22 protein-coding genes and 1 pseudogene are annotated in these 23603 nt (G+C 68.6%); 16 read left to right on the top strand and 7 right to left on the bottom strand.

The features are described from left to right. Positions 1-84: 84 nt before the first annotated feature. The gene (locus tag FVS66_RS35500; protein ID WP_222946943.1) at positions 85-213 is read right to left on the bottom strand and encodes a DUF6408 family protein; all 129 of its coding nucleotides are present in this window, start codon (positions 211-213) and stop codon (positions 85-87) included. Between the two features lie 505 nt (positions 214-718). Between FVS66_RS35500 and pglW the strand changes: the two genes are divergently transcribed. From pglW to FVS66_RS17355, 4 genes are read left to right on the top strand one after another with little or no spacing between them, the layout of a single operon-like run. Further along, positions 719-5431, top strand: a complete 4713-nt coding sequence (gene pglW / locus FVS66_RS17370; protein WP_149182084.1) for a BREX system serine/threonine kinase PglW — start codon at positions 719-721, stop codon at positions 5429-5431. Next, a complete protein-coding gene (pglX, locus tag FVS66_RS17365) occupies positions 5428-9054 on the top strand; it encodes a BREX-2 system adenine-specific DNA-methyltransferase PglX (RefSeq protein WP_149182083.1) in 3627 nt (1208 codons plus the stop codon). The genes pglW and pglX overlap by 4 nt, the downstream gene beginning before the upstream one ends. Before the next feature lie 27 nt (positions 9055-9081). Beyond that, a complete protein-coding gene (locus FVS66_RS17360; protein WP_149182082.1) occupies positions 9082-9297 on the top strand; it encodes a hypothetical protein in 216 nt (71 codons plus the stop codon). After that, positions 9294-9746: a PIN domain-containing protein gene (locus FVS66_RS17355; protein WP_149182081.1), complete on the top strand. Its 453-nt coding sequence runs from the start codon at positions 9294-9296 to the stop codon at positions 9744-9746. The genes FVS66_RS17360 and FVS66_RS17355 overlap by 4 nt, the downstream gene beginning before the upstream one ends. Before the next feature lie 69 nt (positions 9747-9815). Here the strand turns inward: FVS66_RS17355 and FVS66_RS17350 are convergent, their stop codons facing one another. Further along, on the bottom strand, positions 9816-10385 hold the full coding sequence (locus FVS66_RS17350; RefSeq protein WP_316248192.1) for an ATP-binding protein: 570 nt from the start codon (positions 10383-10385) through the stop codon (positions 9816-9818). Between the two features lie 205 nt (positions 10386-10590). On the opposite strand from FVS66_RS17350, the gene FVS66_RS17345 reads away from it, so the two are divergent. Together FVS66_RS17345 and FVS66_RS17340 are read left to right on the top strand one after the other, a co-directional pair. Next, a complete protein-coding gene (locus FVS66_RS17345; RefSeq protein ID WP_149182079.1) occupies positions 10591-11421 on the top strand; it encodes a helix-turn-helix transcriptional regulator in 831 nt (276 codons plus the stop codon). Beyond that, positions 11418-11612 (top strand): DUF397 domain-containing protein, encoded by a 195-nt coding sequence (locus FVS66_RS17340; RefSeq protein ID WP_149182078.1) that lies wholly within the window; start codon positions 11418-11420, stop codon positions 11610-11612. The genes FVS66_RS17345 and FVS66_RS17340 overlap by 4 nt, the downstream gene beginning before the upstream one ends. A 196-nt stretch (positions 11613-11808) precedes the next feature. Here the strand turns inward: FVS66_RS17340 and FVS66_RS17335 are convergent, their stop codons facing one another. Both FVS66_RS17335 and FVS66_RS17330 read right to left on the bottom strand, forming a co-directional pair. Continuing rightward, positions 11809-12654 carry a helix-turn-helix transcriptional regulator gene (locus FVS66_RS17335; RefSeq protein WP_149182077.1) on the bottom strand — a complete coding sequence of 282 codons (846 nt, stop codon included), beginning with the start codon at positions 12652-12654 and terminating at the stop codon, positions 11809-11811. Positions 12655-12673: 19 nt separating this feature from the next. Next, complete coding sequence (locus FVS66_RS17330; protein WP_149182076.1) at positions 12674-13429, bottom strand: DUF6879 family protein; 756 nt, start codon at positions 13427-13429, stop codon at positions 12674-12676. 386 nt (positions 13430-13815) lie between these two features. Here FVS66_RS17330 and tgmA point away from each other — a divergent pair, with 386 nt between their 5' ends. From tgmA to FVS66_RS17300, 6 genes and pseudogenes are all read left to right on the top strand, one after another. Next, a complete protein-coding gene (gene tgmA, locus FVS66_RS17325; RefSeq protein WP_149182075.1) occupies positions 13816-14112 on the top strand; it encodes a putative ATP-grasp-modified RiPP in 297 nt (98 codons plus the stop codon). Continuing rightward, positions 14109-15062 carry an ATP-grasp ribosomal peptide maturase gene (gene tgmB / locus FVS66_RS17320; RefSeq protein WP_149182074.1) on the top strand — a complete coding sequence of 318 codons (954 nt, stop codon included), beginning with the start codon at positions 14109-14111 and terminating at the stop codon, positions 15060-15062. Before tgmA ends, tgmB begins: the two co-directional genes overlap by 4 nt. Continuing rightward, entirely contained in the window at positions 15059-16189 is a 1131-nt protein-coding gene (gene tgmC, locus FVS66_RS17315; RefSeq protein ID WP_149182073.1) for an ATP-grasp peptide maturase system methyltransferase, read from the top strand. The genes tgmB and tgmC overlap by 4 nt, the downstream gene beginning before the upstream one ends. Positions 16190-16218: 29 nt before the next feature. After that, positions 16219-16539, top strand: coding sequence for a DUF6087 family protein (locus FVS66_RS17310; RefSeq protein WP_149182072.1), 321 nt, complete (start codon positions 16219-16221; stop codon positions 16537-16539). A 122-nt stretch (positions 16540-16661) separates the two neighbouring features. Next, positions 16662-16864, top strand: a pseudogene (locus FVS66_RS17305) (DUF397 domain-containing protein). Positions 16865-16982: 118 nt separating this feature from the next. Then, complete coding sequence (locus FVS66_RS17300; RefSeq protein WP_316248191.1) at positions 16983-17108, top strand: hypothetical protein; 126 nt, start codon at positions 16983-16985, stop codon at positions 17106-17108. Here FVS66_RS17300 and FVS66_RS17295 read toward each other — a convergent pair. Further along, positions 17096-17953, bottom strand: coding sequence for a hypothetical protein (locus tag FVS66_RS17295; RefSeq protein WP_149182071.1), 858 nt, complete (start codon positions 17951-17953; stop codon positions 17096-17098). The genes FVS66_RS17300 and FVS66_RS17295 overlap by 13 nt on opposite strands. 299 nt (positions 17954-18252) lie before the next feature. Here FVS66_RS17295 and FVS66_RS17285 point away from each other — a divergent pair, with 299 nt between their 5' ends. Together FVS66_RS17285 and FVS66_RS17280 are read left to right on the top strand one after the other, a co-directional pair. Beyond that, positions 18253-18696, top strand: a complete 444-nt coding sequence (locus FVS66_RS17285) for an NUDIX hydrolase (protein ID WP_262387047.1) — start codon at positions 18253-18255, stop codon at positions 18694-18696. A gap of 205 nt (positions 18697-18901) precedes the next feature. Then, positions 18902-19540 carry a class I SAM-dependent methyltransferase gene (locus FVS66_RS17280; protein WP_149182104.1) on the top strand — a complete coding sequence of 213 codons (639 nt, stop codon included), beginning with the start codon at positions 18902-18904 and terminating at the stop codon, positions 19538-19540. 150 nt (positions 19541-19690) lie between these two features. Here FVS66_RS17280 and FVS66_RS17275 read toward each other — a convergent pair whose 3' ends face one another. Next, the gene (locus FVS66_RS17275; protein WP_149182070.1) at positions 19691-20329 is read right to left on the bottom strand and encodes a DUF6879 family protein; all 639 of its coding nucleotides are present in this window, start codon (positions 20327-20329) and stop codon (positions 19691-19693) included. Next, the gene (locus tag FVS66_RS17270; protein ID WP_149182103.1) at positions 20322-20591 is read right to left on the bottom strand and encodes a hypothetical protein; all 270 of its coding nucleotides are present in this window, start codon (positions 20589-20591) and stop codon (positions 20322-20324) included. Before FVS66_RS17270 ends, FVS66_RS17275 begins: the two co-directional genes overlap by 8 nt. A 227-nt stretch (positions 20592-20818) precedes the next feature. Here FVS66_RS17270 and FVS66_RS17265 point away from each other — a divergent pair, with 227 nt between their 5' ends. Both FVS66_RS17265 and FVS66_RS17260 read left to right on the top strand, forming a co-directional pair. Beyond that, positions 20819-21229: a hypothetical protein gene (locus FVS66_RS17265; RefSeq protein WP_149182102.1), complete on the top strand. Its 411-nt coding sequence runs from the start codon at positions 20819-20821 to the stop codon at positions 21227-21229. Then, positions 21226-23379 carry a tetratricopeptide repeat protein gene (locus FVS66_RS17260; protein ID WP_149182069.1) on the top strand — a complete coding sequence of 718 codons (2154 nt, stop codon included), beginning with the start codon at positions 21226-21228 and terminating at the stop codon, positions 23377-23379. Before FVS66_RS17265 ends, FVS66_RS17260 begins: the two co-directional genes overlap by 4 nt. Positions 23380-23603: the final 224 nt, after the last annotated feature.

Here is a 23603-nt window from a genome sequence, read left to right as displayed (position 1 = left end):
ACTCGCCGCCCGGCGAGATGCGTCTTTTCTGAAACGGTGGACCGGTAGGTGGAGTGGCGGGCTCCCGGGCCCGCCACCTGCCGGTCAGAAGACCAGGCGTGCTACCACGGCAAGGGCCGTCACCAGCAGATTGGTGATGACTCCCACCGTGACGTCGACCAGAATCTGACGAATCCGGTCACGACGTGCAGGCTTGTACTCAACGGGGTTCATCGGTTTCCACTCCTGAGCGTGAGCTGGGAATGGCAGGGATCGCCCTACCGGGCATCCGCAGTCACACCGCGTGTGGCACGCGGTGGAGACCACTCGTCGCTCATCGCCGAGGACCGGCACCTCGAACACCGCCGACGTACCCTCCGGGAAGGTGCGCAGCAGGTAACCACGTCAGTACACGCGCCAGTTGGTGCACATCGCTTTCGGACGCCGCGGGTCCCCGTCCATACGCCGGACGCGTTGGCGCCGGACGGGACGGCGTCGGTCGGGATGGCATCGGCTGTGCGGAGTTTGCGCATTTTCACCTGAGGGGACGGGCGAGGCTCCAGAATATGGGTGGTCCGCGCACCGCAAGTCGCCGGATTCGGGCAATAGGGGTGGAATGTCCCGTACTCCCGTCCTTCACCGTCTCTTTTCATGGCACCGCCGGCCACTAGGATCTGCGTCAAGGGTCTGACCACGGGGAACGGTCGCCCTTGCGGGACACGAGGAGTGGGGAACAGGCATGCGGGAAGGCCGGTGGGTCACGGTCACCGAGTCCGAGTTCGAGCACGAACGCCGTGGCCTGGACGCGATCCGGGAGAAGCTGCCGGACTCCGACCCCTGGCGTGCCTGGTCGAACTTCACCTTCACCGCGAACACCGGCCACGTCCGCGAGGTGGACCTGCTGGTCGTGGCCCCCGGCGGCGTCTGCATGATCGAGCTGAAGGACTGGCACGGCTCGGTCACCTCGGAGAACGGCACCTGGGTGCAGACCACTCCCGGTGGCCGCCGCCGTACGCACGGCAACCCCCTGCACCTGGTCAACCGCAAGGCCAAGGAACTGGCCGACCTGCTCGCGCTGCCCGGCGGAAAGCGGGTCTGGGTCGCCGAGGCCGTCTGCTTCACGGACAACAGCCTGCGTGTACGCCTGCCCGCCCACGACCAGAACGGCGTCCACACCGTCCACCAGCTGGTCGAGATGCTCAAGCAGCCTCCGCGTGACGAGCGGCGCCGTATCACCGCGATCGGCTCGCGCGAGATCGAGGCTGCCCTCAAGAACATCGGCATCCGCAAGAGCGACGCGCAGTACAAGGTCGGCCCGTACGAGCTGGAGCGGAAGTCCTTCGACTCCGGTCCCACCTGGGCGGACTACCTCGCCCGCCACAGCGACCTCCCCGAGGCCGCCCGCGTCCGCATCTACCTCAGCGAGCGCGGCTCGGACGCCTCCCTGCGCCAGTCCGTCGAGAACGCCGCCCGGCGCGAAGCCGCCGTGCTGGGCCGTTTCAAGCACCCCGGCGTGGTCGAACTCAAGCAGTACTTCCCCTCCGGGCACACCGCCGGCCCCGCGCTGATCTTCGACTACCACCCGGACACCCTGAAGCTGGACGAGTACCTGGTCCAGTACGGCGAGAAGCTGGACATCCTCGGCCGGATGGCGCTGGTCCGCCAGCTCGCCGAGACCATGCGCTCCGCGCACTCCAGCCGCATCCACCACCGGGCGCTCGCCGCCCGCTCCGTGCTCGTCGTCCCCCGCCCGCGCGGCCGGAAGGGCCGGGCCGTCGGGGAGGAAGCCGCCTGGCTCACCCCGCACCTCCAGATCTCCGACTGGCAGATCGCCACCCAGCGCAGCGGCGACTCCTCCCAGGGCCAGGGCATGACCCGCTTCGCGCCGACCGCCCTGTCCGCGATGCACCTGGCCGACGACGCCGACGCCTACCTCGCTCCCGAACTCACCGCCCTCAACCCCGACCCGGTCCACCTCGACGTGTACGGGCTCGGCGTCCTCACCTACCTGCTGGTCACCGGCAAGGCCCCGGCCGCCGGCCAGGCCGAGCTGCTGGCCCGCCTGGAGGCGGGGGAGGGCCTGCGCCCCAGCTCCCTGGTGGACGGTTTGTCGGAGGACGTGGACGACCTGGTCCAGGCCGCCACCGCCTACCGGCCGGGCCAGCGGCTGTCCGGCGTGGACGAGTTCCTGGAGCTGCTGGAAGTTGTCGAGGACTCCCTCACCGCCCCGGCCCCGGCGGCCACCGCCACGGAAGGGCCGGCCGACGAGGACGACCAGGCCGCCGCCGACAAGGACCCGCTGGAGGCCGTCGCCGGTGACGTGCTCGCCGGCCGGTGGGAGATCCGCCGCCGCCTCGGCACCGGCTCCACCAGCCGAGCCTTCCTCGTCCGCGACCTCCAGGCCGAAGCCCGCAGGACCCGCCCGCTGGCCGTGCTGAAGGTCGCCCTCTCCGACAGCCGCAGCGAGATCCTCGCCCGCGAGGCCGAGGCCATGGGACGTCTACGCCCCCATTCCGGCATCATCCGCCTCGTCGAACCCGAGCCGCTGCACATCGGCGGCCGTACCGTCCTGGCCCTGGAGTACGTCGGCGACGAGCGCGACGACAACGGACAGGGCACCGAGGGCGGCGGACGCCCGCGCCGCCGTGAGGAGACCGTCGCCCGCCAGCTCCGCGAGAACGGCCGCCTCCAGGTCGACCAGCTGGAGGCGTACGGCGACTACCTCTTCGGCGCCGTCGACTTCCTGGAGGGCGAGGGCGTTTGGCATCGGGACATCAAGCCCGACAACATCGCCATCCGCATCCGCCCCAACCGCACCCGAGAACTCGTCCTCATCGACTTCTCCCTCGCCGGCTACCCGGCGAAGAGCACCAACGCGGGCACCGAAGGCTACCTCGACCCCTTCGTCGACGTCATCACCCGCGGCTCGTACGACTCCCACGCCGAGCGGTACGCCGTCGCCGTCACCCTGCACCAGATGGCCTCCGGCGAGCTACCCAAGTGGGGCGACGGCAGTGTCCTGCCCCGCATGACCGACGCCAAGGAGTGGCCGTACCCGACCATCGCGGCCGAGGCCTTCGACCCGGCCGTACGGGACGGTCTCGTCGCGTTCTTCCAGAAGGCCCTGCACCGCGACGCCGGCAAGCGGTACCCCGAGCTGAAGCCGATGCGGGACGCCTGGCGCAAGGTCTTCCTCGACGCCTCGCAGACCGTCCCGTCCAGCCACCGTTCCCGCCACCCGGCGCCCGCGACCTCAGGGGAGGGGACACCCGCCGAGGGCACCGCCGCGGTGGCGATCGCGGACGCCGAGCCGGAGACCGCCGAGCAGCAGCGCGACCGCCTCGCCGCCGAGGTCACCCGCGACACCCCGCTGACCGTCTCCGGCCTCACGCCCGCCGCCCAGTCCTTCCTCTACGGCCTCGGCATCACCACGGTCGGCGAACTGCTCGACTACAGCCGCCGCAAGCTCGTCAACGCCCCCGGACTGGGCGCCAAGACCCGCAACGAGGTCCAGCAGCGGCAGCGCGAGTGGGGCGAACGGCTGCGCGAGATCCCCGTCTCGCCGCTCACCCCGAAGGGCCGCGCGGAGGCCAAAGAGGAGCTGGAGCAGCTCAGCGCCGCCGAGTCGGCCCTCGTCGGCGAGCTCGCCACCGGCGAGTCGGCGGGCGCGCTCTCCTCCCGCACGCTCCGCTCCGTCAGCCTCGACACCCTCGCCACCGTCTTCGTGCCCGCCGTCAACAACAACGGCTCCAACCGCAACAAGGCGGAGATGGTACGGCTGTTGCTGCGCCTGCCCGACGAGCACGGTGTGCTGCCGGACATCGGGGTCTGGCCGAAGCAGAAGGACGTCGCGGAGGGTCTTGGGCTGAGCCAGGGCCGTATCCCGCAGATGCTCAAGGACGAGCGCAAGCGCTGGAAGGCGGAGCCCGCCGTCCAGGCACTGCGCGAGGAGATCATCGACCTGCTGGTGAGCATGGGCCGCGTCGCCTCGGCGGTGGAGATCGCGGATGCCCTGGCGGTCCGGCGCGGCACGCATCTCGCGGGGCGCGAGCAGCGGCGCGCGATGGCGCTGGCGGCCGTACGGGCCGTGGTCGAGGTCGAGCAACTGCTCCCGCAGGAAGCCGAGTTCCAGCACCAGCCGAATCGCAAGGCGACGGACGAGTCCCTGGGCGCCGGCCTGCTCGCCCTCGACGTACGGGAGAACGACGGCCCGGACACCCCGACCGCGCCGGGCCTGCTGGAGTACGCGACCCGCCTCGGCAAGACGGCCGACCGGCTCGCCAGGCTGGACACCCTGCCGACGGCCGCGACAGTCCTGGCCGAGCTGGGCGCGCTGACGGTACCGCCGGGCACGGTGGACTGGGACGAGCGGCGCATGGTGGAACTGGCGGCTGCGGCGTCGGTGAATGCTGCGGCTACTCCGCGCCTGGAGATCTATCCGCGTGACCTGTCGCTGGTGCGGGCGCTGCGGCTCACGCAGGCCGGGCTCGTCCGCTGGATCCCGGGTATGCCGGAGGGGCAGCAGCCGGGCCTGACCGGCGAGGCCGTGCACGAGCGGGTCCGTGCTCGCTTCCCGGAGATGGTCGTCCCTGACGGGCGTGGCGGCACGCACCACGAACTGCCGACGGGTGGTCCGCTCACCAAGGCGTTGCGCGACGCCGGCTTCGAACTGTCGCTCAGCATGCATGAACGCGAGGGCGTGCTGCGCTACTTGCCGACGCGGGTGGACGACGCGTCGAGCTACCTGACGACGGGTGCGTGGCGGCAGTCGACGCGTACGGGTGCGGTGACCCGGTACGCCGATGACCCCCAGCTCGCGGGCGCGGTACGCGCGGAGGAACGACTGCTCGCGTCGGCCCGCCGGGACGGGTACCGGGTGCTGACCGTTGGGCAGCGGTCGGTGCGTCAGGCTGTGGCCGGGCTGAGCAGCGAGCGGCTGGGGGCGGAGGCGGTCTCGGTGACCGAGCTGTTCCTGGAGGCCCTGCACGCGCAGGTCACGCCGGGCACCAAGCCGACCTGGGAGACCCTGCTCAAGGCGGATGCCGCTGAGCCGGGTTCGAAGGGCGCGGTGCGGTTCGCGGAGTACGCGCGGACGGCGTGGGGCGCGGTGGAGCCCCGGATCGCGGAGCTGCTGGGCGACGGTGACGGGGGCGGCGTGGCCGGTCCTGTCGGTCCTGTTCTGCTGACGGAGGCCGGGGTATTCGCGCGATACGACGCGATGGGCGTCCTGGACCGGCTGGCGTCGGCGGCCCGGCGGGGCGGGCGGGGGCTGTGGCTCCTGGTCCCGCAGGCCGACCCCTCGCGCGAGCCCCGGCTCGGGCAGGTGGCCGTGCCGTACCAGGCCGGCCTGGGGGAGTGGATCCAGCTTCCGGACACGTGGGTGGGCAACGCCCATCGCGGGTCCGGCGAGGTTGTGGCTAGTGGTGATGGTGTCGAGGGAGACGTCAGGTGATCGACCGCAAGGCTCTGTTGGACGACCTCAAGCAGCAGGTCAGGGCGGTCGAGGCCGACCTCGGGCGACAGGTGAAGGCGCTGGGGGATGTCGGCGCGCGGCTCAGGGCCGAGTACGACCAGGCGCGCAAGCTGGGGCGTACGGCGGCGACGCGGACCTCGTGGCTGGACGAGCGGGTCACGCAGGTCGCGGTGGCGTGGGTGCTGGGGACTGTGTTCGTACGGTTCTGCGAGGACAACCGGCTGATCCCGGAGCCGTACCTGACGGGCCCGGACGGCGACCGGCGGGAGCTGGCGGAGTCTCGGTACGACGCGTATGTGGAGTCGGACGAGGATCCGACGTACCGGGGGTGGCTGGAGAAGGCGTTCGAGGAGCTGGGGCGGGGGCAGGCGGGCCGGCTGCTTTTCGACAAGCGGCACAATCCCCTGTACCAGGTTCCGCTGTCGCATGACGGTGCGCGGGATCTGGTCGAGTTCTGGCGGAGGAGGGATGAGGTGGGTGTCCTCGTCCACGACTTCACCGACCCGCTGAACGAGGACGGTACGGAGGGGTGGGACACGCGGTTCCTGGGGGATCTGTACCAGGACCTGAGCGAGGCTGCGCGGAAGACGTATGCGCTGCTCCAGACGCCGGAGTTCGTGGAGGAGTTCATCCTCGACCGGACGATGAACCCGGCGGTGCGGGAGTTCGGGTACGAGGAACTGAAGATGATCGACCCTACGTGTGGGTCGGGGCACTTTATGCTGGGGGCGTTTCGGCGGCTGGTGCGGCTGTGGAGGGAGGGGCAGCCGGGGCGGGATGTGCATGAGCGGGTAGCGGCTGCGCTCAGGTCGGTGCACGGTGTGGACGTCAACCCGTTCGCGGTGGCCGTTGCTCGGTTCCGGTTGCTGGTTGCGGCGATGGCGGCGGGTGGCGTGCGGACGCTGGCGGAGGCGGCGAAGTATGACTGGCCGGTACATCTGGCGGTAGGGGACTCCCTGATCAAGTCTCGCCGCTCCCAGCAGGGCAACCTGTTCGACGGGGTGGACGAGGACTTCGTGGACGAGTTGGCCGAGTTCAAGTACGCGACAGAGGACTTGAACGAGTACCCGGACGTTTTGCGGCCGGGGCGGTATCACGTGGTGGTCGGGAACCCGCCGTACATCACGGTCAAGGACAAGACCCTCAACGCTCTTTACCGGGAGCTGTATCCGGCGTGCGCGGGCAAGTACGCCTTGTCGGTGCCATTTGCCCAGCGGTTCTTTGAGCTAGCCAAGCGCGGGGATGCTGAGGGGCACGGGTACGGCTTGGTCGGCCAGATCACCGCGAACTCGTTCATGAAGCGGGAGTTCGGGACGCAGCTCATCGAAGGCTACTTCGGGCACGCGGTGGAACTCACCGAGGTAATCGATACCTCGGGAGCTTACATTCCAGGGCATGGGACACCGACAGTCATTCTCGTTGGAAAGCAGCGAGGTGGTGACGGGCGAACGCCGGTCATCCGGACCGTTCGCAGTGTGCAGGGTGAGCCGTCGGCGCCGGACAACCCTGAGAAGGGACTGGTCTGGCAGGCAATCGTCGATCAGATCGACAATCCAGGCTCGGTGAGTCAGTGGGTCTCGGTGGACGATCTTGAGCGTGAGCGCTATTTTAACAAGCAACCGTGGATCTTGGCTGATGGTGGCCTGGAAATGGTTGAGGGGCTATCCCGGACCAGCGTTTCACCACTGTCCGCGATCGCTGATTCCGTCGGCATCACTAGCTTCACTCTCGAAGATGACCTCTACCTAATTCCCTCAGCAAGTGCGGAGAGGCGCGGTTTGCCTGCCGAATATCGGCGTCCAATGGTCACCGGTGACCTTATCCGGGATTGGGGTGGTGAGGGATTTGATGATGCGGTCTTCCCGTACGACAAGGACTTCTCGCCAATAAAGGTTGAAGATATGCCTCCCGTGCTCCGTTACATGTGGCCGGGGAGAACTGTTATCTCGCGCAATATTATGTTTGGCGGCAAGACAAAGATTGAAACAGGTCTTCGTTGGACGGAGTATGGCCGCCTGACCGCTAGGAAGCTCCGCACCCCGTTGTCACTGACCTTCGCGTTTGTAGCCACGCATAACCACATTGTGCTGGATCGGGGCGGGAAGGTATTCAAGCAGTCCGCTCCGGTGATCAAGTTGCGGCAGGGGGTGAGTGAGGAGGAGCACCTGCAGTTGCTCGGGCTGCTTAACAGCTCCACGGCTGGGTTTTGGCTCAAAATGGTGAGCCAGAGTAAGGGTGGCAGTGGCCTTGGGCGCGGCATTCAGAGCGAAGCCTGGGAAGAGCGCTACGAGTTTTCAGGTGCGAACCTTGAGGAGTTCCCGCTTCCCGCTGGGTATCCCGTCGCCCTTGCCACCACCCTCGACGCTCTCGCCCAGCAACTCACCGTTACTAGCCCTACAGCAGTTGCAGGCGATTCCACCCTTACTGCCACCGTCCTTCGTGAGGCCAAGATCCGCTGGGAGTCCATCCGCGCCCGCATGATCGCCCTCCAAGAGGAGCTGGACTGGCAGGTCTACTCCCTCTACAGCCTTCACCCCGAAGATCTCCGAGTATCCGAGAACCCTGACGACCCCGGCATCCCCGAACTCGCCCTCGGCGAGCGCGCCTTCGAGATCGTCCTAGCCCGCCGCGTAGCCGCAGGCGAGGCCAGCGGCGAGTGGTTCAAGCGGCACAACTCCACGCCCATCACGGAGATCCCCGCCCACTGGCCCGCCGCCTACCGTGAAATCGTCCAGAAGCGCATCGACGCCATTGAGTCGAACCGTGCCATCGGCATGGTCGAGCGCCCCGAGTACAAGCGCCGCTGGGCCACCGAGGGTTGGGACGCGCTCCAGGAGAAGGCCCTGCGCTCCTGGCTGCTCGACCGGATGGAGAATCGCGACCACTGGTTCGACGAGAACGGTCAGCCCACCATCCTCACCCTGGCCCGTCTCACTGACGCCCTCTCCCGCGACGAGGACTTCGTCTCCGTCGCCAAGCTCTACGCGCCCCGTAAGGAACTCGCGAAGGTCGTCGCCGAGCTGATCACCGACGAGCACGTGCCGTTCCTCTCCGCCCTGCGCTACAAGCCCTCCGGCCTCAAGAAGCGCGCCGACTGGGAAGAGGTGTGGGACCTCCAGCGCAAGGAGGACGCCGCGCCGGACGAGCCCGCCAAGCGGAAGATCCGGGACTCCATCCCCGTGCCGCCGAAGTACACCTCGGCCGACTTCCTCCGCCCCTCCTACTGGAAGGCGCGCGGCAAGCTCGACGTGTCCAAGGAGCGGTTCATCTCCTATGGGCAGACCAACGCCGCCACGCCCGAGCTGTACGGGTGGGCCGGCTGGGACCAGCGGGAGCAGGCGCAGGCGCTCGCCACGTACTTCACCAACACCGCGCTGTCCACCGAGGAGATCACACCGTTCCTCGCCGGCCTGCTGGAACTCCAGCCGTGGCTGTCCCAGTGGCACAACGAGTTCGACATGCTCTACAGCGGCTCCCCGGCGGACTTCTTCGCCGGTTACCGCCAGCAGAAGCAGGGCGAGCACGGACTCACCGACGACGACCTGCGTGCTTGGCGCCCCGCCGCAGCAACCCGTGGCCGGCGGCCCGCGAAAGGCATGTAGGGCATTGTGTAGGGTGTGATATATGGCATGACAAAGACGAGTGTGTATCTGGACGATGAGCAGAAGCGTGATCTCGAACAGGTCGTTGTCCTGACCGGCCGCTCGCAGGCCGACCTCATTCGGGACGGCATCAACCAGGTGATCCAAGACCACCTGGCGAAGCGGCCCCCCATGAAGGCCCGCTTCAACAGCCCGGCCATGGTGGGGCGGCTCGACGAGCTGATGGAGGGCTTCGGCGAGTGAAGGTGATCGTCGCCAGCGGGGGAGCGATCGCGGCGATGAACACCGCGGAACCACGCCACAAGGAGTTCTGCGAGGTGCTTTCCCGCGCGTCCGCCGCGGTCATCTCTCCACTCGTCATCGCCGAGGTGCGCTACCTGTTGAACGCGGGCGGTGTGCCCGACGCTGCCGCGGCGTTCCTTGAGGACGTGGCGGGGGGCTTCTACGAGATCGCCGCTCCGGTGGCCGAGGACTATGCGCAGGCCGCACGGCTGATCGTTCAGTACGAGGGGAAGATGGAGCGCAAGCGACGCAAGCCCGGCTCCCTCGACTTGGCCGATGCCGTGAACGTCGTACTTGCCCAGCGGCACGCGACCAATCTTCTCCTGGCTACCGATCAGGACTACCGGCACGTCATACCGCTCACCGGCCACCCGTACTTCCGGATCCTTCCCTACGACCTGGACCAGTAGCGGCGTCGGTGACCACGTCCTTGGCCTCGGCGAGTACGTTGATCACGGCTTCGTCCAGGCCGGACGACCTCAGCAACTGGCGTTGTCCGGCCGCAACACGAGGTCGTCGCGCCGCCGTGGAGAAGTAGCCGGAAACGGCTCGGTGTTGTGCCCGTACGCCGATACGGAGTCGGTCGGACGAGGGGCCGCAGGGTGTGCGTACAGGTGGCCTCCGGTCGGTACGCGCAGCTTCGCCCAGACCGTTTTGCCGGGGGCGGCTGGGCGAGGAGTTACGCCCCAGTCGTCCGCGAGGGCGGCGACCAGAAGCAGGCCCCGGCCGGACTCGGAAAGCGAGTCGGCCGCCGGGGGACTGGCCGGAGGCCGTTTCTCGGCGCGGGTGTCGGTCACCTCAATGCGGAAGGTGTCCTCGTCCAGGGTGAGTTGGACGTGGAAGTCCCGGCCGGGGACGTGGCCGTGGCGTACGGCGTTGGCGCATAGTTCTGCCGTGATGAGGGTGAGCGTCTCGTTGGCCGGGGTCGTGTACGGGTGGCCCCAGTCGTTCAGGCGGTGCGAGACGAGTCGGCGGGCGAGGCGGGCACCGCGCGGCGTTGAGGTGAAGCGCATGGTGAACTCGCATTCGGGTGCGGGGCGCTGTGGCATATGCCCGTTCGGGGGAGTTGCTGACTTCATGGGGTCAACGGTGGCGGACTCTGCGTAGCGTTGACCAGGAGCGATGCGCTGACGGGTGCGGGCTGTACACGTCGGCCGTGCGCTTGTACGTGGGTCGGGCGTGACCGGGTCCAGGGCCGTGCGTTGGGCGGGCGGAGTCCGGTGGCTGTGGTGGTCGTACGGGAGGAGTCGCGGCGTGGACGACGAGGTTCAGCAGCCGGAGTATGAGGTCGGGACAGGCACGTTGTGCGTGTTCGGGCGGCAATTGAAGCTGTTCCGGGAGCGGGCGGGGATGGACCGCGCGAAGCTCGGGTCGCTGACCGGGTACTCGGCCTCGACGATTGCCTCGTTCGAGCAGGGGAGACGTATCCCGCCGCCGAAGTTCATCGACCAGGCTGATGAAGCGCTGGATGCGGGTGGAGTGTTGAGTGCGAGCAAGGAGGAGGTGGCTCGGGCTCAATATCCGGCGTTCTTTCGGGATGCGGCCAAGTTGGAGGCCGAGGCGATCGAGCTGCATGTCTACGCCAACCAGGCGGTGCCTGGACTCTTGCAGACCGAAGAGTACGCGCGGGCGGTGTTCATCAACTGGCGGCCCTTGCTGCACGAAGACGTGGTCGAGCAGAGGGTGACAGCGCGACTGGCCCGGCAGGAGATCTTCTGCCGCGCGCAGTTGCCCACCATCAGCTTCGTCATCGAGGAGTCGGTTCTGCGTAGGCCACTGGGTGGGTGGGGCGTCATGCGCGGGCAGTTGGAGCAGATCCTGCTTCATGGCCAGCGGCGTAACGTGGAGATCCAGGTGCTGCCGACCGAGCGGGACGAGCACGCAGGACTGGCTGGTCCGTTCACCTTGATCGAGACGAAGGAAGGGCGGAGGATCGCGTACGTGGAGGCTCAGCAGGACAGTCGCCTCTACACGGCGCGGAAGCCAGTCCGGGAGATCGAGGAGCAGTACGGACTCCTTCGGGCCCAAGCGCTCACTCCGCGCGAGTCGCTGGCCTTCGTCGAGAAGTTGCTTGGAGAGAGATGAACGTCGAACAGCCTGTACCTGAGTCGGCCTGGTTCAAGAGCAGCTACAGCAGCGGGGCTGGCGGCGAATGCGTCGAGGTCGCCACCCGCCCCGCCAGGGTCCACATCCGCGACTCGAAGGACACAATCCGCGCCGCACTCGCCGTAGAACCCACGGCGTGGACCGCGTTCGTCGAGTTCGCGGCACTCTGACAGGCGCTGGCCCTCGGCAGGTGTGCACGTGCCGAGGGCCCAGCCCTTCTCTCAACAGGGGACAGACCCTCCCGCGTTCGGCATCACGGCTACGGCCCTTTGTCCGCTGGGGATGAGCGACTGCCCGCCGGGGAGGGGTTGGTGCGCGAGCTGATGAGAGTCGCTCCTCTGAAGCATGGCCTGCCGTCCGGATCGGTCAGTGCAACGCCCGCCGCGCCGCACTGATGAGACGGTGCGCGTCAACGCCGTACACGGCGGACTCCTGGAGTGTCCTCCAGGTGCGCAGATAGGTGTCCACACTGGTCTCGTCGTCGATCCACAACTCCGCGTGCCAGTTCTCCACGATCACCTGGCGATCGTCGTAGATCCAGAAGGCGGTGGCCGGAGGGATCTTGAGGGCGGCGGAGAGCGGGATGATCCCCAGTTCGACCGTGGTGAGGCCGATGACTCCCATGAGGCGGTCGAGCTGGGCGGCGAGCACCGACGGAGGGCAGATCTGGGCGTGCAGGGCGGCTTCCCACAGGATGAGGTGGAAACGCTTCGACGAGTCGTAGAGCGCTTCTTGCCGTTTCATCCGGGAGCGCACTGCCTGCTCGGTGTCGCGCGGCGATCTCTGTAGCTCCGCGTATCTCGTGAAGATCGACTGCGCGTAGTCCGGCGTCTGGAGAATCCCGAAAATCATGGACGACTCCCAGCCACGGAATACAGAGGCGTCGGCATGGGCGCGCAGGTGAGTGTCCTGGACCGCCTTGTGCCCAGAGGCCAGCTGTCGCCGCCATGACCGGATGTGCGACTCGAAGCCCCGCAGCCGCCCGAGCAGTTCGTCGTACGCCTCCGGTCGGCCGGTTGCCTCCGCCCACCTGCGCAGGCAGTCGGGCGTTGGTGTTGTCCGGCCGTTTTCCAGCTTGCTGACCTTCGACTTGTGCCATCCGCACCTGTCGGCCAGCTCAGTACCGGTGAGACGACCGCCGAGGGCAGACAGCCGAAGCTCCCGGAGGCGTATCCCGAGGGCTTCGCGTGCCTTCTGGTAGTCCGTGCTCACCGGTACACACCTGTTTCTGTTACTCCTTCACGGCCAGGCTGGCCGCGAACTCCTCGTACGGGACGGCGTGGTGCATGGCCGCGTCGCGCGCCATGGAGTACCGCACGACCTCTGCGGGCTCCGTGATCAGTTCGACTCCTACCAGGTTGTCGGCATCGTCGAACTTGAGCAACGCGACCATCCGTGAGTCGAAGATCCAGAAGTCTTCGGAGGGGAGGTTCAGCCGGTCGGCGTCGACGCGCCGGAGATTCATGATCCGTTCGCCGACAGCGCTGTTGCGGCGTGCGTTGTCGAGCAAGTACAGCTGTCCTGTCGTGGGCGGGTCGTCGACGATGCGCACCCGTCCCACTCGCTTGCCGAGCGCGGCTTGTGCGCGCCGGTTGGCACACCATTCCGAGTCCTGGTCGTTCCAGTTCACCGGCTCACCTCGGGTGAACTGGGCGTAGGTCTCGGTGACCTCGTCCGACGCGTAGCGACGCCGAGTTTCCAGCCGCCAGGCCGTGTGCTCGAACTGGGTGAAGAGCCGGTCGAACTCGTCCAGGTCGATGACCTTCGCTTTGCGGGTCATGTCCTTGGGCCCCCAATCCACGAGGAGTTCGCGTGGCACCACGACCGGCACCTCGCCCTCGCCCAGGTGCCGGAGTCGGGCGATGTCCTCGGGGTCGGTGAGTGGCGGGCCGTGCACGATGACCTCGCCCGTGTCGAGGTCCTCATGGACAGACGGACACCCGTTGACGCCGCTGCCCGTCCCGTTGAATCGCAGCCGTCGCACCATGAGCAGTTCCTTTCGCAGGGGACCGATGCGTCAAGCCTGCCCACGGGCGGCGCCTCATGCGCGCTGTTCAGCCGGGCCATATGAGGAACTTCGAGGAACTCCCACGCGAAGTCAAGCAACTTCGAGGAACTTCCCTGTCTCCCGGCCCCTGCCTTCTCTACCGTCCCGTTCATGGCTGCAACGCAACAGGCGCAGCAGTCCGGCAGTCCGGCAGTCCGGTTGCCGGTTCGGCCTCGGCCGTTGGGCAGGTGACAAGCTCCGCCCGTGACCGAGCAGCATTCGGCGAAGGCGGGAATGAGGCTGGGCCTGTCCCCTTCGGGCCTCAGCGGCAGAGGGAAGGGCCAAGACCTGCCCAGGCGGGTCCTACTGCGACACCGAGGAGAGGCATGTTCGTCCATTCCGACCGTCTGCCCACGAGCACGGCGGTCCCGCAGGGAATCATCACCCCGGCGCCGTGGGGAGTCGGCCGCATGGCTCCGTACCCCACCATGGCCCCCGAGTACACCACCGTACGACTGGACCCGGCCACCCAGACCGCCGTGTTCTTCGACGCGGCCGGCCAGGTCATGGAGATGCCGGGCCACGGCACCAGCACCGGCACCAGTCCCTCCACCGGCACCAGCCCCGACGGGCAGAACCAGGGCGCTACGGACACCGACACCGGGAGTGACAGCGACCAGTGAACGACCCGCGTCCGGTGTTGGTCGTCACCAGCTTGCACGACCCCACCGCCGACGTGGTGATCCGAGAGCTGCATGGCCGGGACATCCCGGTCGTGCGGCTCGACTCCGGGGACTTCCCCGCATCACTGTCGGTGGAGGCCGAGATCACCCCGCATGGCATCCAGGGCCGCCTCCTCACCTCGTCCCGTATCACCGACCTGGCCAACGTCCGTGCCCTCTACTACCGTCGGCCGACAGGGTTCGCCTTCCCGCACCTCGACGAGCAGGACGCGCGGTTCGCCATCACCCAGGCCCGGTACGGGCTCGGCGGAGTGCTGACGTCACTGCCGGGCTGCCTCTACGTCAACCATCCCCACCACATTGGAGACGCAGAGTTCAAACCCTCCGGTCTGGCCGTAGCCGTCGAGGCCGGCTTCCTGGTGCCGCCCACGCTGATCACCTCCAGCCCCGACGCCGCTCGGTCCTTCATCAAGCGGCACGGCTCGGTCATCTACAAGCCGCTGCACAACCCCGTCTACAGAGTCGATGGGGTCTCGAACGTCGTGAAGGTCGCCGAGGTGTCCGCGGCGGACATCGACGACGGCGTGGCGGGCACCGCCCACCTGTTCCAGAGGCGCATCTCCAAGACCGCCGACGTACGGGTGACCGTCATCGGCGATCAAGTGTTCTGCGTCCGGATCGATTCCGACCTCTTGGACTGGCGCACCGACTACGGCCGACTGATCTACACGCCCGTGGAGCCGCCGCATGGAATCGTGCCGGCCCTCCGCCACTACATGGACCACTTCGGGCTTGTCTTCGGGGCTTTCGACTTCTGCGTGGCCGAAGACGGGCCATGGTGGTTCCTGGAATGCAACCCCTCCGGCCAGTGGTACTGGCTGGAACCTGAGACAGGCCTGCCCATGTGCGCGGCCCTGGCAGACCTCTTGGAGAGGAAGACCACGGCGTGACCGACGACAAGGGACTCCGTCTCGCCCTCGCCGAGCGCCTGGCCGCCGGCGGCCAGTTGCGCTCCGGCCCGTGGCGGGCAGCCGTCGAAGCCGTGCCCCGGCACGAGTTCTTGCGTGGCGGCTTCTTCGAACGGGCCGACAGCACCGGTCAGACCGCCTGGCAGCCCGTCCTTCCCGATGACCCCCAATGGCTGGGCCGCTGCTACGACGATGAATCCCTCGTCACCCAGATCGCCGGGACGATCGCACCTCGCGACATCCGTGGCGAGATCCTGCGCGAGCCCACCTCATCCAGCACCCTGCCCGGCCTCGTCGTTCGGATGCTCGAAGACCTCCAGGTCGAAGAGGGGCACAGCGTGCTGGAGATCGGCACCGGCACCGGCTACTCCACCGGCCTCCTCTGCCACCGGACCGGCGACGACCTCGTGACGTCCATGGAGATCGACCCGGAGGTCTCCACCCGCGCCCGTGCCGCACTCGGGCACGCCGGGTACGCGCCGCGCCTGGTCGTCGGTGACGGGCTCGCCGGTCACCCTGACGGCGCCCCGTACGACCGGCTGATCGCCACATGCGGCGTCACCGAGCTGCCTTATGCATGGGTGGAGCAGACCCGGCCCGGCGGGACCATCCTCGCCACCCTGTCCGGTTGGCTCCACTCCTCCGAGCTCACCCGCCTCACCGTGGGCGAGGACGGCACCGCCCGAGGCCGACTCCTTGACGGCCACATCTCCTTCATGATCGCCCGCCCCCAGCTCCCACCCCCGCTCGGCCTGCTGCCCGATCTGGACGACGGCGACGACGAACGCGACACGCCGCTTGCCGCCCACTCCCTCGACGACTGGACCACGCGCTTCGTCGCTCAACTCGCAGCACCCCACGCACAGCGCCTCAGCATCAACCGGGACGGTCGAACCGAACACCTTCTGGTCGACGTCGACGCGGGAGCCTGGGCCGCCCTCGTCCGGGACGGCGACAGCTGGACCGTACGTCAGGGCGGACCCGTTCGCCTGTGGGACGACATCGAGGAGACCGTGGCCCTATGGCGTGCCGACGGTGCCCCCGGGCTCGACCACTTCGAGGTGACCGTCACCCCTGCCGGGCAGACCATGACCTGGTCCAAGGTCTGACAGCAACGAGCACCAGGAGGACGCGGGCGATGGCGGAAGAGGAGCCCCTGCACGAGTGGGCCGCCCGACGCGACCGGCGCCGGGCGGCGGAACGTGAGATGACCGGCACACGCCGCGCCGTCCCCCTCGCCGACGGAGCCCGCGCCTCCCATGTTGCCCCCGACGCCCCGCGCGCCCTGCTCGAATGGGACGGGCACGCGTGGGTGACCGTCGGCGTCGTCTCGAACGCGGACGCTGCCAGGGAGTTCCTCGGCCACGTGCCCATCACCCCTGAGCCCGAGAACGGGCCCGACGACCGGCCCGCCCACCCGGGCCTCGGGCCCGGCCGAGGCCGTCACCGCAAGCCCTGACGGCGCAAGCCTGGGTCGGTCCTGGTACGACCTGCCTTCGAAGGAGTAGTCCATTGACCGCCACGGTTGGCCCTGACTCCTCGTGAATCATTGTCGTGTGTAGGGAAGTTGCTGGGAAAGCTATGAACGCGCACGTACATCAGCCGCACATAGACCAGTTGGTATGGCGCAGGAGCAGCTACAGCAGCGAGGAAGGCGGCGTATGCGTCGAGGTCGCCACCGCCCAGCCAGGGTCCACGTCCGCGACTCGAAGGACACAACCCGTACCGCACTCGCCGTGGCCCCCACGGCGTGGACCGCATTCGTCGAGTTCGCGGCACTCTGACAGAGACAGGGCAGGGCGCCCCGGCACCGAAGGCCTTGGCCGCGACGCACCACCCCGAAGGCGGTCGCAGGCGGCGTTCAGAGCCGCCTATCACCTACCGCGGGTCGACTCCGTCGCCGTGGCCACCGATGAGCCCGCCCATCTGAGCGAACTTGTCGGGGCCCTGGCGGGCGAGGTCGAGGAGCGGATCGTCCAGGAGTACCGGAGTCTCCTTCGAGACCGCTCGCGCGGTCAGCCCGCCTGAAGCTCCTTGATGAACTGCTCGGCCATGCGCTGGGCGGGTTCCAGCCGAGGGTCCTCAGGGTGTGCGTACGGCCCGAGGATCTTCGAGCAGGCGAACAACGTCATCACTTTGCCGTCCCGGCTCTCGAAGTCGGACCGGCGCTCGTGCCGTACGCGATCTGCCAGAGCCGGGACAGAAAGGGAACTCGCCCACAGGGAGGCCGAATCCAGCCCCACCGGTGCCTTACCCCAGTCCTCCCAGTCGAAGAGACTGAAGGTCGGCGCGGTCATGTTCGCCCAGTTCAGGTCCGCGTGTGCCGGCACCCACCGGTCCACAGTCGTATCGAAGTCGCCGGAGAAAACACCGCGGATGGACTCGGTGACGAGGGCCTGGGTGATGGTGACGGTGTCCGGTGTGGCGACCCGCCCGGTGTCCTGTGCCGCCAGAGCGTCCAGCGAGGCGTTCAACGCCGCCCACCAGTCGTCCGGCAGCTCCGGGGCCTCGCTCAAGATGGCGCTTCCGACGGGAGCCCCCGGAAGGAGGTCAGTTTCATCGGCCCGCCACATCACCGGCTCGTCCGTGTCCCGCCAGACCACACATCCGTGCCATTCGGGCTGGGCGATGCCGTCCAGACGCGCGGCACTTTCAGTGCCGTTCCACCCCTGATCGGGGATCTTGGCGAGCAAGCGCCGCTCGATCCGCACCCAGGTGTCGCGGACTGTTCTGGCCCCCACGGATCGGCGTTTGCGCACCACCGTGTCCGGGAGCAAGCGCACTCGCAGAGACCGCTCGACGCGATCAAGAACCTCGTCAACCGGCTGTACCCGTAGATCAACAGCCTGACCCGTGGAGACCGAGAGCGTCATGGACGCGACCGTAGCAGTGGTGCGCCGGGAGGTGCCCGCCGCCGAGGCACGGGCGGCAGCCGCCAGCCACATTTACTCCCACCAGTCCCAAGGCCGCCGCGCTCGCGTACGCGGACGAACACCTCGGTCGCCTGGTCGACGGGCTCACCGGCAGAAGAGATGGTTGATCATCATGTGCGCCGACCACGGCGACGCCTTCGGGGAGGACGGTTACCACGGCCGCGGCATCGCTCACCCGACCGTGCTGAACGTGCCGTTCGCGGCCTGGCTGTCGGAGTAGGCGGCTACGCTCCCCGGCCATGACCGACACATCCCAACGGGGGGCGATGCGCGACGCCTCCGTCATCGTGGCCCGGGACGCGGACGGCACGGTCGCCGTCCTGACAGCCGAGTTCCCCCAGCACGGCGGTGAGCACATGTTCCTGCCCGGGGGGCGCCGGGAGGACGGCGAGACACCGGAAGAGTGCGCCCGGCGCGAGCTGCGGGAGGAAGCCGGCGTCACCGCCCAGACGTGGCTGCCCCTCGGCTCGTACGCCATCACCCTGAACTCCGCGGCCCGCATCCACCTTTTCCTGGCCGAAGGTCTCACCTGTGGCCCGCAGCAGCTCACGCCCAGCGAAGAGAGCTTCCAGCTCATGTGGTGGCCGATGCCGGAGGCGATCCGGGCCGCCACCGAGGGACGCTTCCTGCTCCAAGGGGGCCCGCTGGCACTGCTGCTGGCCCAGCAGGCCAGCGCAGTCTGAGAGGAGTCGATCCCGGGCACCGACCGACAGCCCGGTCGCGTCATGGTCCACCTCAGCGGATTCACCCCTGTCCCGCACGCTGAGGCGCCGATACCCGGAGCCCAGGCGGTGGGCACCCGAACGGCCCTGTGCCAGCTTCCTGTCCTCGGCCCCGGAGGAGGGGCCGGCCTTCGCGAAGAGGAATCGCCTTGCCCGCACAACCGACATCGCCGCCGAGACGGAGCTGTGGGACACCTTCGCCGCTTCCGCATTCAAGGAAGACGCGGAGCCGGGCTTCTGCTGGACCCAGTACGCCGGTCACGGACCCGGCCCGGAGCTGCTGGGCGACCCGCGCTCCGTGCTGGAGATCGGCTGCGGCACCGGCCGCGCCCTCGCTCACCTCGCTCAGCACGGCATCGCCGCTCGGGGTGTCGACCTGTCTCCCGTCATGGTTGAGAAGACCACCACGAAGTGGGCCGGTACCGGCGCGGAGTTCGTGTGCTCCGAGGTGCTGGAGTACCTGAGCGAGCACGAGAAGGTGTACGACGCGGTCTACTCGATCTTCGGTGCCGCATGGTTCACCGACCCGGGCCGTCTCTTCCCCCTTGTCCGCAGGCGGCTCAGGCCCGGTGGCGTGTTCGTGTTCTCGCAGCCGCCGGCCATCCCCGGCGCGTACGGGCCGCAGGGCATGTACAAGGGAGGCTTCGCCGGAAAGGCGATGTTCACCTACCGCTACAGCTACCGTCCGGCCGTCTGGGAGCGCCTGCTCACCCGGGCCGGGTTCGCCACGGCTGAGGCGCGAGTGCTCGACGCGCCTCAGCCTGGGCACATCGGGACGCTCCTCGTGCGCGCGGTCGCTCCGTGACGGACCCGGTCAAGAGCGTCTTCGTGCTTCGATCCGCGACGGCTGGTCCAGGACCGCACGGGACGGGCGGCTCCGCGCGTAGTCACGTCACGCACCTGTGCCTTCGCTCCGGTCTCGGAGCGGAGGCGCAGGTGTGCGCGGCCCCGCCGGTCACTGTGATCCGGGACGCGCCGCCTGAACGCCGGGGCCCTGAGGCGGGGCCAGCGGAACGATCTCCCGGTTGAAGAAATCGTAGAAATCCTCACCGCGCTCGTAGAGCGTGTCGAATCCGAGCGACGTTTCCCGGATAAGTGAGCGTTCGGTGTAGCGGTTGGCTCCGGCCGCGTTTCCGTCCTCGTCGTAAACGACCTCATACATGGCCACATCGCCGAGAATTACTACTTCTGGAACCGGGCGAGTCCGCTCGATGTTCGAAATATCGCGAGCGTCGAGAACCTTGATGTCGTCGCCCAGGTCCACGCGTACGCGCAGGACGAACAACTCCCATTGCACATACGGCGTGATCGGGAATTCCACGACGCGAAGGCGGCGGTGCGTGACGCCCAGTCGCGACGCCTGGCGTAGTTCCTGGGCGTAGTCCTCGCGCCTCTCGTCGGCCAGGGACAGGGCCCTCTCCCAGTCACCGTCGGCGAAGGCCTCCCAGCTCGGGAAGCCGCGCTCCCTGAAGTGCTGGCCGCGCTCAAGCTTGTTGAGGAAGCCGATCCCGCTGGTGTAGACCCGGCCCAAGTCCGCGTGGTAGCTGGGGCGGTCCAGGCGTTCGGAGGCGCCGCCGGGGAAGGAGTCAAACACTGGGGATGTCCGGCTTCGCCGCGATGAGCATGTTCCTGGGGATGACCACGAGGCGTTCGTCCGACCCGATCGAGACCCCGTCGGGCAGGTTCCTGCCGAGTGACCGGGTGAGGTCCCGGCCGATGACGGCGATGTCGCCGTTGGTGAGTTCCCAGATGTCCGGGCAGTCAGGAGTTCCGGTTGTGTTTCCGAGTTCCTGGGGTGTTTTTCCCAGGCGCTGTTTGAAACTCGTGTCCGGATCTGCTTCCCATGGCCTGGCCATTTCCATCGCCCCCTCGATCGGTCGGATCCCTCACTGTAGCGTGCAACTCGCCTGCCTGGCCATGTGTGGGAACCGGCCAACGGGGGTAATGGCGAGGACTGATCCATCCTTGTCCCATGCCGCTCAGAGGTGGAATGATATTGATCGGAAAGGAAAATCATGCCAACGCCTGACAGGTGAAGCTTTCCATCTGTGCTGTCGAAAATCGGGTGAACGGAGGGGCGGCTGTGGACCCAGAAGTGACCTTGCTCGCACAGAGCGCGGGGGCCACCTTGGTCACATTGATGGCGACCGATGCCTGGCACCATGTGCGTGACGGGATCACGCAGCTCTGGCGCCGGACGCAACCCGAGCGCGCCGAGATCGTCGCCGCCGAGTTGGAAACCGGTCGCGAGGACGTGCTGGCCGCCGCGGCGGCGGACGACCAGGAGACCCTGGACGAACTACGCCTTCAGTGGCAGGGGTTGGTGCGGCGGCTGCTCGTCGCCCGGCCCGCCGCCGTCGAGGAACTGCGCGCACTGCTGGACCGAATCGATCCCGGTGGCTCGGCCGCCCGGCAGATCACCCAGCACGCCACCGCGTCCGGTCAGGCCCGGGTCTACCAAGCGGGACGTGACCAGCACATCGCAGAGCGATGACGGGTGGGACGGACGGCCACGCCGAGGACCATGGACGTGTCTACCAGTCGTCGGGCGATCAGCACATCAGCGAGCATCACCACTACGGCGGTGACGGGCCGGAGCGCGGCGGACCGGACTCGGTGCGACACCCGGCGGTCGGCCGGCCCCCCGTGGCGCTGCGCGACCGCAGCGAGGTGATGGAACGCCTGCGGGCGAGCGTCGAGGCGGAGCGCGGCGGCCAGGTCTATGTGCTCTACGGCATGGGCGGCTCGGGCAAGACGGCGGTCGCCTGCGCCCTGTTCCAGGAGGTCACCGGAGAACAGGGCCGAGTGGGCCTGTGGGTCAACGCCTCCGACCGTGCGAGCCTGCGCGCCGGCATGCTCGCCGTCGCCGCCGACCGAGGAGCGGGCGACGGCGAACTGCTCGCCGCACGCAACGGCCTCAGACCTGCCGCCGATCTCGCCTGGACGTATCTCGACCGTTCCGCCGAACCCTGGTTACTGGTCCTGGACAACACCGACGAGCCGGAGATCCTGCGGGACGGCAACTGGCTGCGCACCAGCCCCAGCGGCACCGTCCTGGTGACCACACGGCGAGCGGCGGCCCGGTGGTGGCCGGGCGCCGAGCTGCAGTACATCGGCGTACTGCCCCGAGAGGACGCCGCGCTCGTGCTGCGCGATCTCGCACCGCACAGCGGTACGACGGAGCAGGCGGCGCGGGTCGCGGACCGGCTCGGGCGGCTGCCCCTCGCCCTCACCCTGGCGGGTGGCTTCCTCTCCCACCAGGTCATCGACCCCTGGACGATGGACACCTACGGGGACCAGCTCGACGGAGACGAACGGGTCCAGCTGATCGACCGGGGAGCCGACGCGCTGTCCGAAGCGGACCCCCGGCATCTGGTCGGCCTGACCTGGCAGCTGACCCTCGACGCGTTCGAAGTGCGCGGGCTGCCCGAAGCGGCGGCCCTGCTCAGACTGCTGGCCCGGTTCGCCGCCGAGCCGCTGCCGCTGACTCTGCTCAACCACGCAGGCATCGGCGCCGTACTGCCTCGTGCCCGAACCGAGACAGCCCTCAGGGCCCTCCTCGACCAGTCGCTGTCCGAACTGGTCGACGCCGCCGGCGCGCGCTGCGTACAGAGTCACGGCATCCTGCTCGACAGCGTCTCGGCGGCGACCCCCGCGGAACTGGTGCCCGCCCTCGACACGACAGCCGTCCGGCTGCTCGACGCGGCCGTGCCCGGCGTACCCGACGCGGGTCCGCACGATCCGCGACTGCGCCTGCTGGTACCTCACGCGCTGGCCCTGCTGAGGCGCGTCGGCGGGCCGTCCGCCGCCGACGCCCTGGCCGTCGCGACGCGGCTGTCGGTCGCCCTGCACCGGACCGGTGACTACCTCTCCGCCTGGGAGACCGCCCGAAGCGCGGCGGACCTCGCACAGCGACTCCTCGGCGCGGAGCACCGTACGGTCCTCGCCGCCCGCTCCAGGGCGGGGCGGGCACTGTTCCGGCTGGGCAGGTACGCCGAAGCCGAAGCGGCGCTCAGCGCGGTCCGGGACGCCCAGGGGCGCCTGTTCGGCGCCGACGATCCCGACACCACGGACAGCGGCTACGGCCTCCAGCTCGTGCTGGCGAACCTCGGCAGACGCGAGGAATCCGTCGCGCTGCTCCGCGACACCGTCGCCGGGCGGCGCTCGGCGCTGGGCCCCGCGCATCCGCTGACCCTGCGGGCCCGCGCCAGCCTGCTGGAGATGCTGCCGGCCGCCGAAGTGGTCACCGAGGAGGGCGGCACACTGCTCACGCTGCCGTCGGAATGTGATCGGTTCCTCGGCCCCGACCACACCGTGACACTGGGCGCCCGGCACAACCACGCGTGGGCGCTGTACGTCCTGGGCCGCTTCGACGAGGCCGACCGTGAGATCCGGCGGGTCGCCGAGACGTATGTGCGGCGCTTCGGGCCCGAGTACCCGATCGTGCTCGCCGCCCGGCAACTCCTCTCCCGGACCCGGGCCGCGCTCGGACACGTGGAGGAGGGGATCGCGCTGATGACCGACGTCGTCGAGCGGCGGGAACGCGGCCTGGGCCCCGGACACCCCTTCACGGTCGCGAGCCGCCAGCTGCTGGACGCGTACCGATCGGGTCGATGGCGCCCGCCGCGACCGCCTGGCGGATGAACAGCGGGGTGCGCGACGTCGAGGTGTGTACTCCGTGATTCGGCCGCTCACGCGTGTTGGCCTCCGCCCGGTGACGTCGGGCGTTCGGACGTCCGTAGGATTGGCAGGTCGCGTGTATCGCCGCCTACCCGTATTTCCGGATTCTCCCCTACGATCTGGACCGGTGGTCGGCCCCGGGCCGGGGCGGCGGACCGCACCACGTGGGTCGAGTCGGTGTGCTCCGT

This window comes from Streptomyces sp. TRM49041 (assembly GCF_008271805.1).
GTDB lineage: Bacteria > Actinomycetota > Actinomycetes > Streptomycetales > Streptomycetaceae > Streptomyces.
This window is presented reverse-complemented; position numbering and strand designations above follow the sequence as displayed.

Bases quoted from the DNA above. Each gene is read 5' to 3' on its own strand.
- FVS66_RS35500 (WP_222946943.1), bottom strand. From the start codon at position 213: ATGAACCCCGTTGAGTACAAGCCTGCACGTCGTGACCGGATTCGTCAG.
- pglW (WP_149182084.1), top strand. From the start codon at position 719: ATGCGGGAAGGCCGGTGGGTCACGGTCACCGAGTCCGAGTTCGAGCAC.
- FVS66_RS17360 (WP_149182082.1), top strand. From the start codon at position 9,082: ATGACAAAGACGAGTGTGTATCTGGACGATGAGCAGAAGCGTGATCTC.
- FVS66_RS17350 (WP_316248192.1), bottom strand. From the start codon at position 10,385: ATGCCACAGCGCCCCGCACCCGAATGCGAGTTCACCATGCGCTTCACC.
- FVS66_RS17340 (WP_149182078.1), top strand. From the start codon at position 11,418: ATGAACGTCGAACAGCCTGTACCTGAGTCGGCCTGGTTCAAGAGCAGC.
- FVS66_RS17330 (WP_149182076.1), bottom strand. From the start codon at position 13,429: ATGGTGCGACGGCTGCGATTCAACGGGACGGGCAGCGGCGTCAACGGG.
- tgmA (WP_149182075.1), top strand. From the start codon at position 13,816: ATGTTCGTCCATTCCGACCGTCTGCCCACGAGCACGGCGGTCCCGCAG.
- FVS66_RS17310 (WP_149182072.1), top strand. From the start codon at position 16,219: ATGGCGGAAGAGGAGCCCCTGCACGAGTGGGCCGCCCGACGCGACCGG.
- FVS66_RS17295 (WP_149182071.1), bottom strand. From the start codon at position 17,953: ATGACGCTCTCGGTCTCCACGGGTCAGGCTGTTGATCTACGGGTACAG.
- FVS66_RS17285 (WP_262387047.1), top strand. From the start codon at position 18,253: ATGACCGACACATCCCAACGGGGGGCGATGCGCGACGCCTCCGTCATC.
- FVS66_RS17270 (WP_149182103.1), bottom strand. From the start codon at position 20,591: ATGGCCAGGCCATGGGAAGCAGATCCGGACACGAGTTTCAAACAGCGC.
- FVS66_RS17260 (WP_149182069.1), top strand. From the start codon at position 21,226: ATGACGGGTGGGACGGACGGCCACGCCGAGGACCATGGACGTGTCTAC.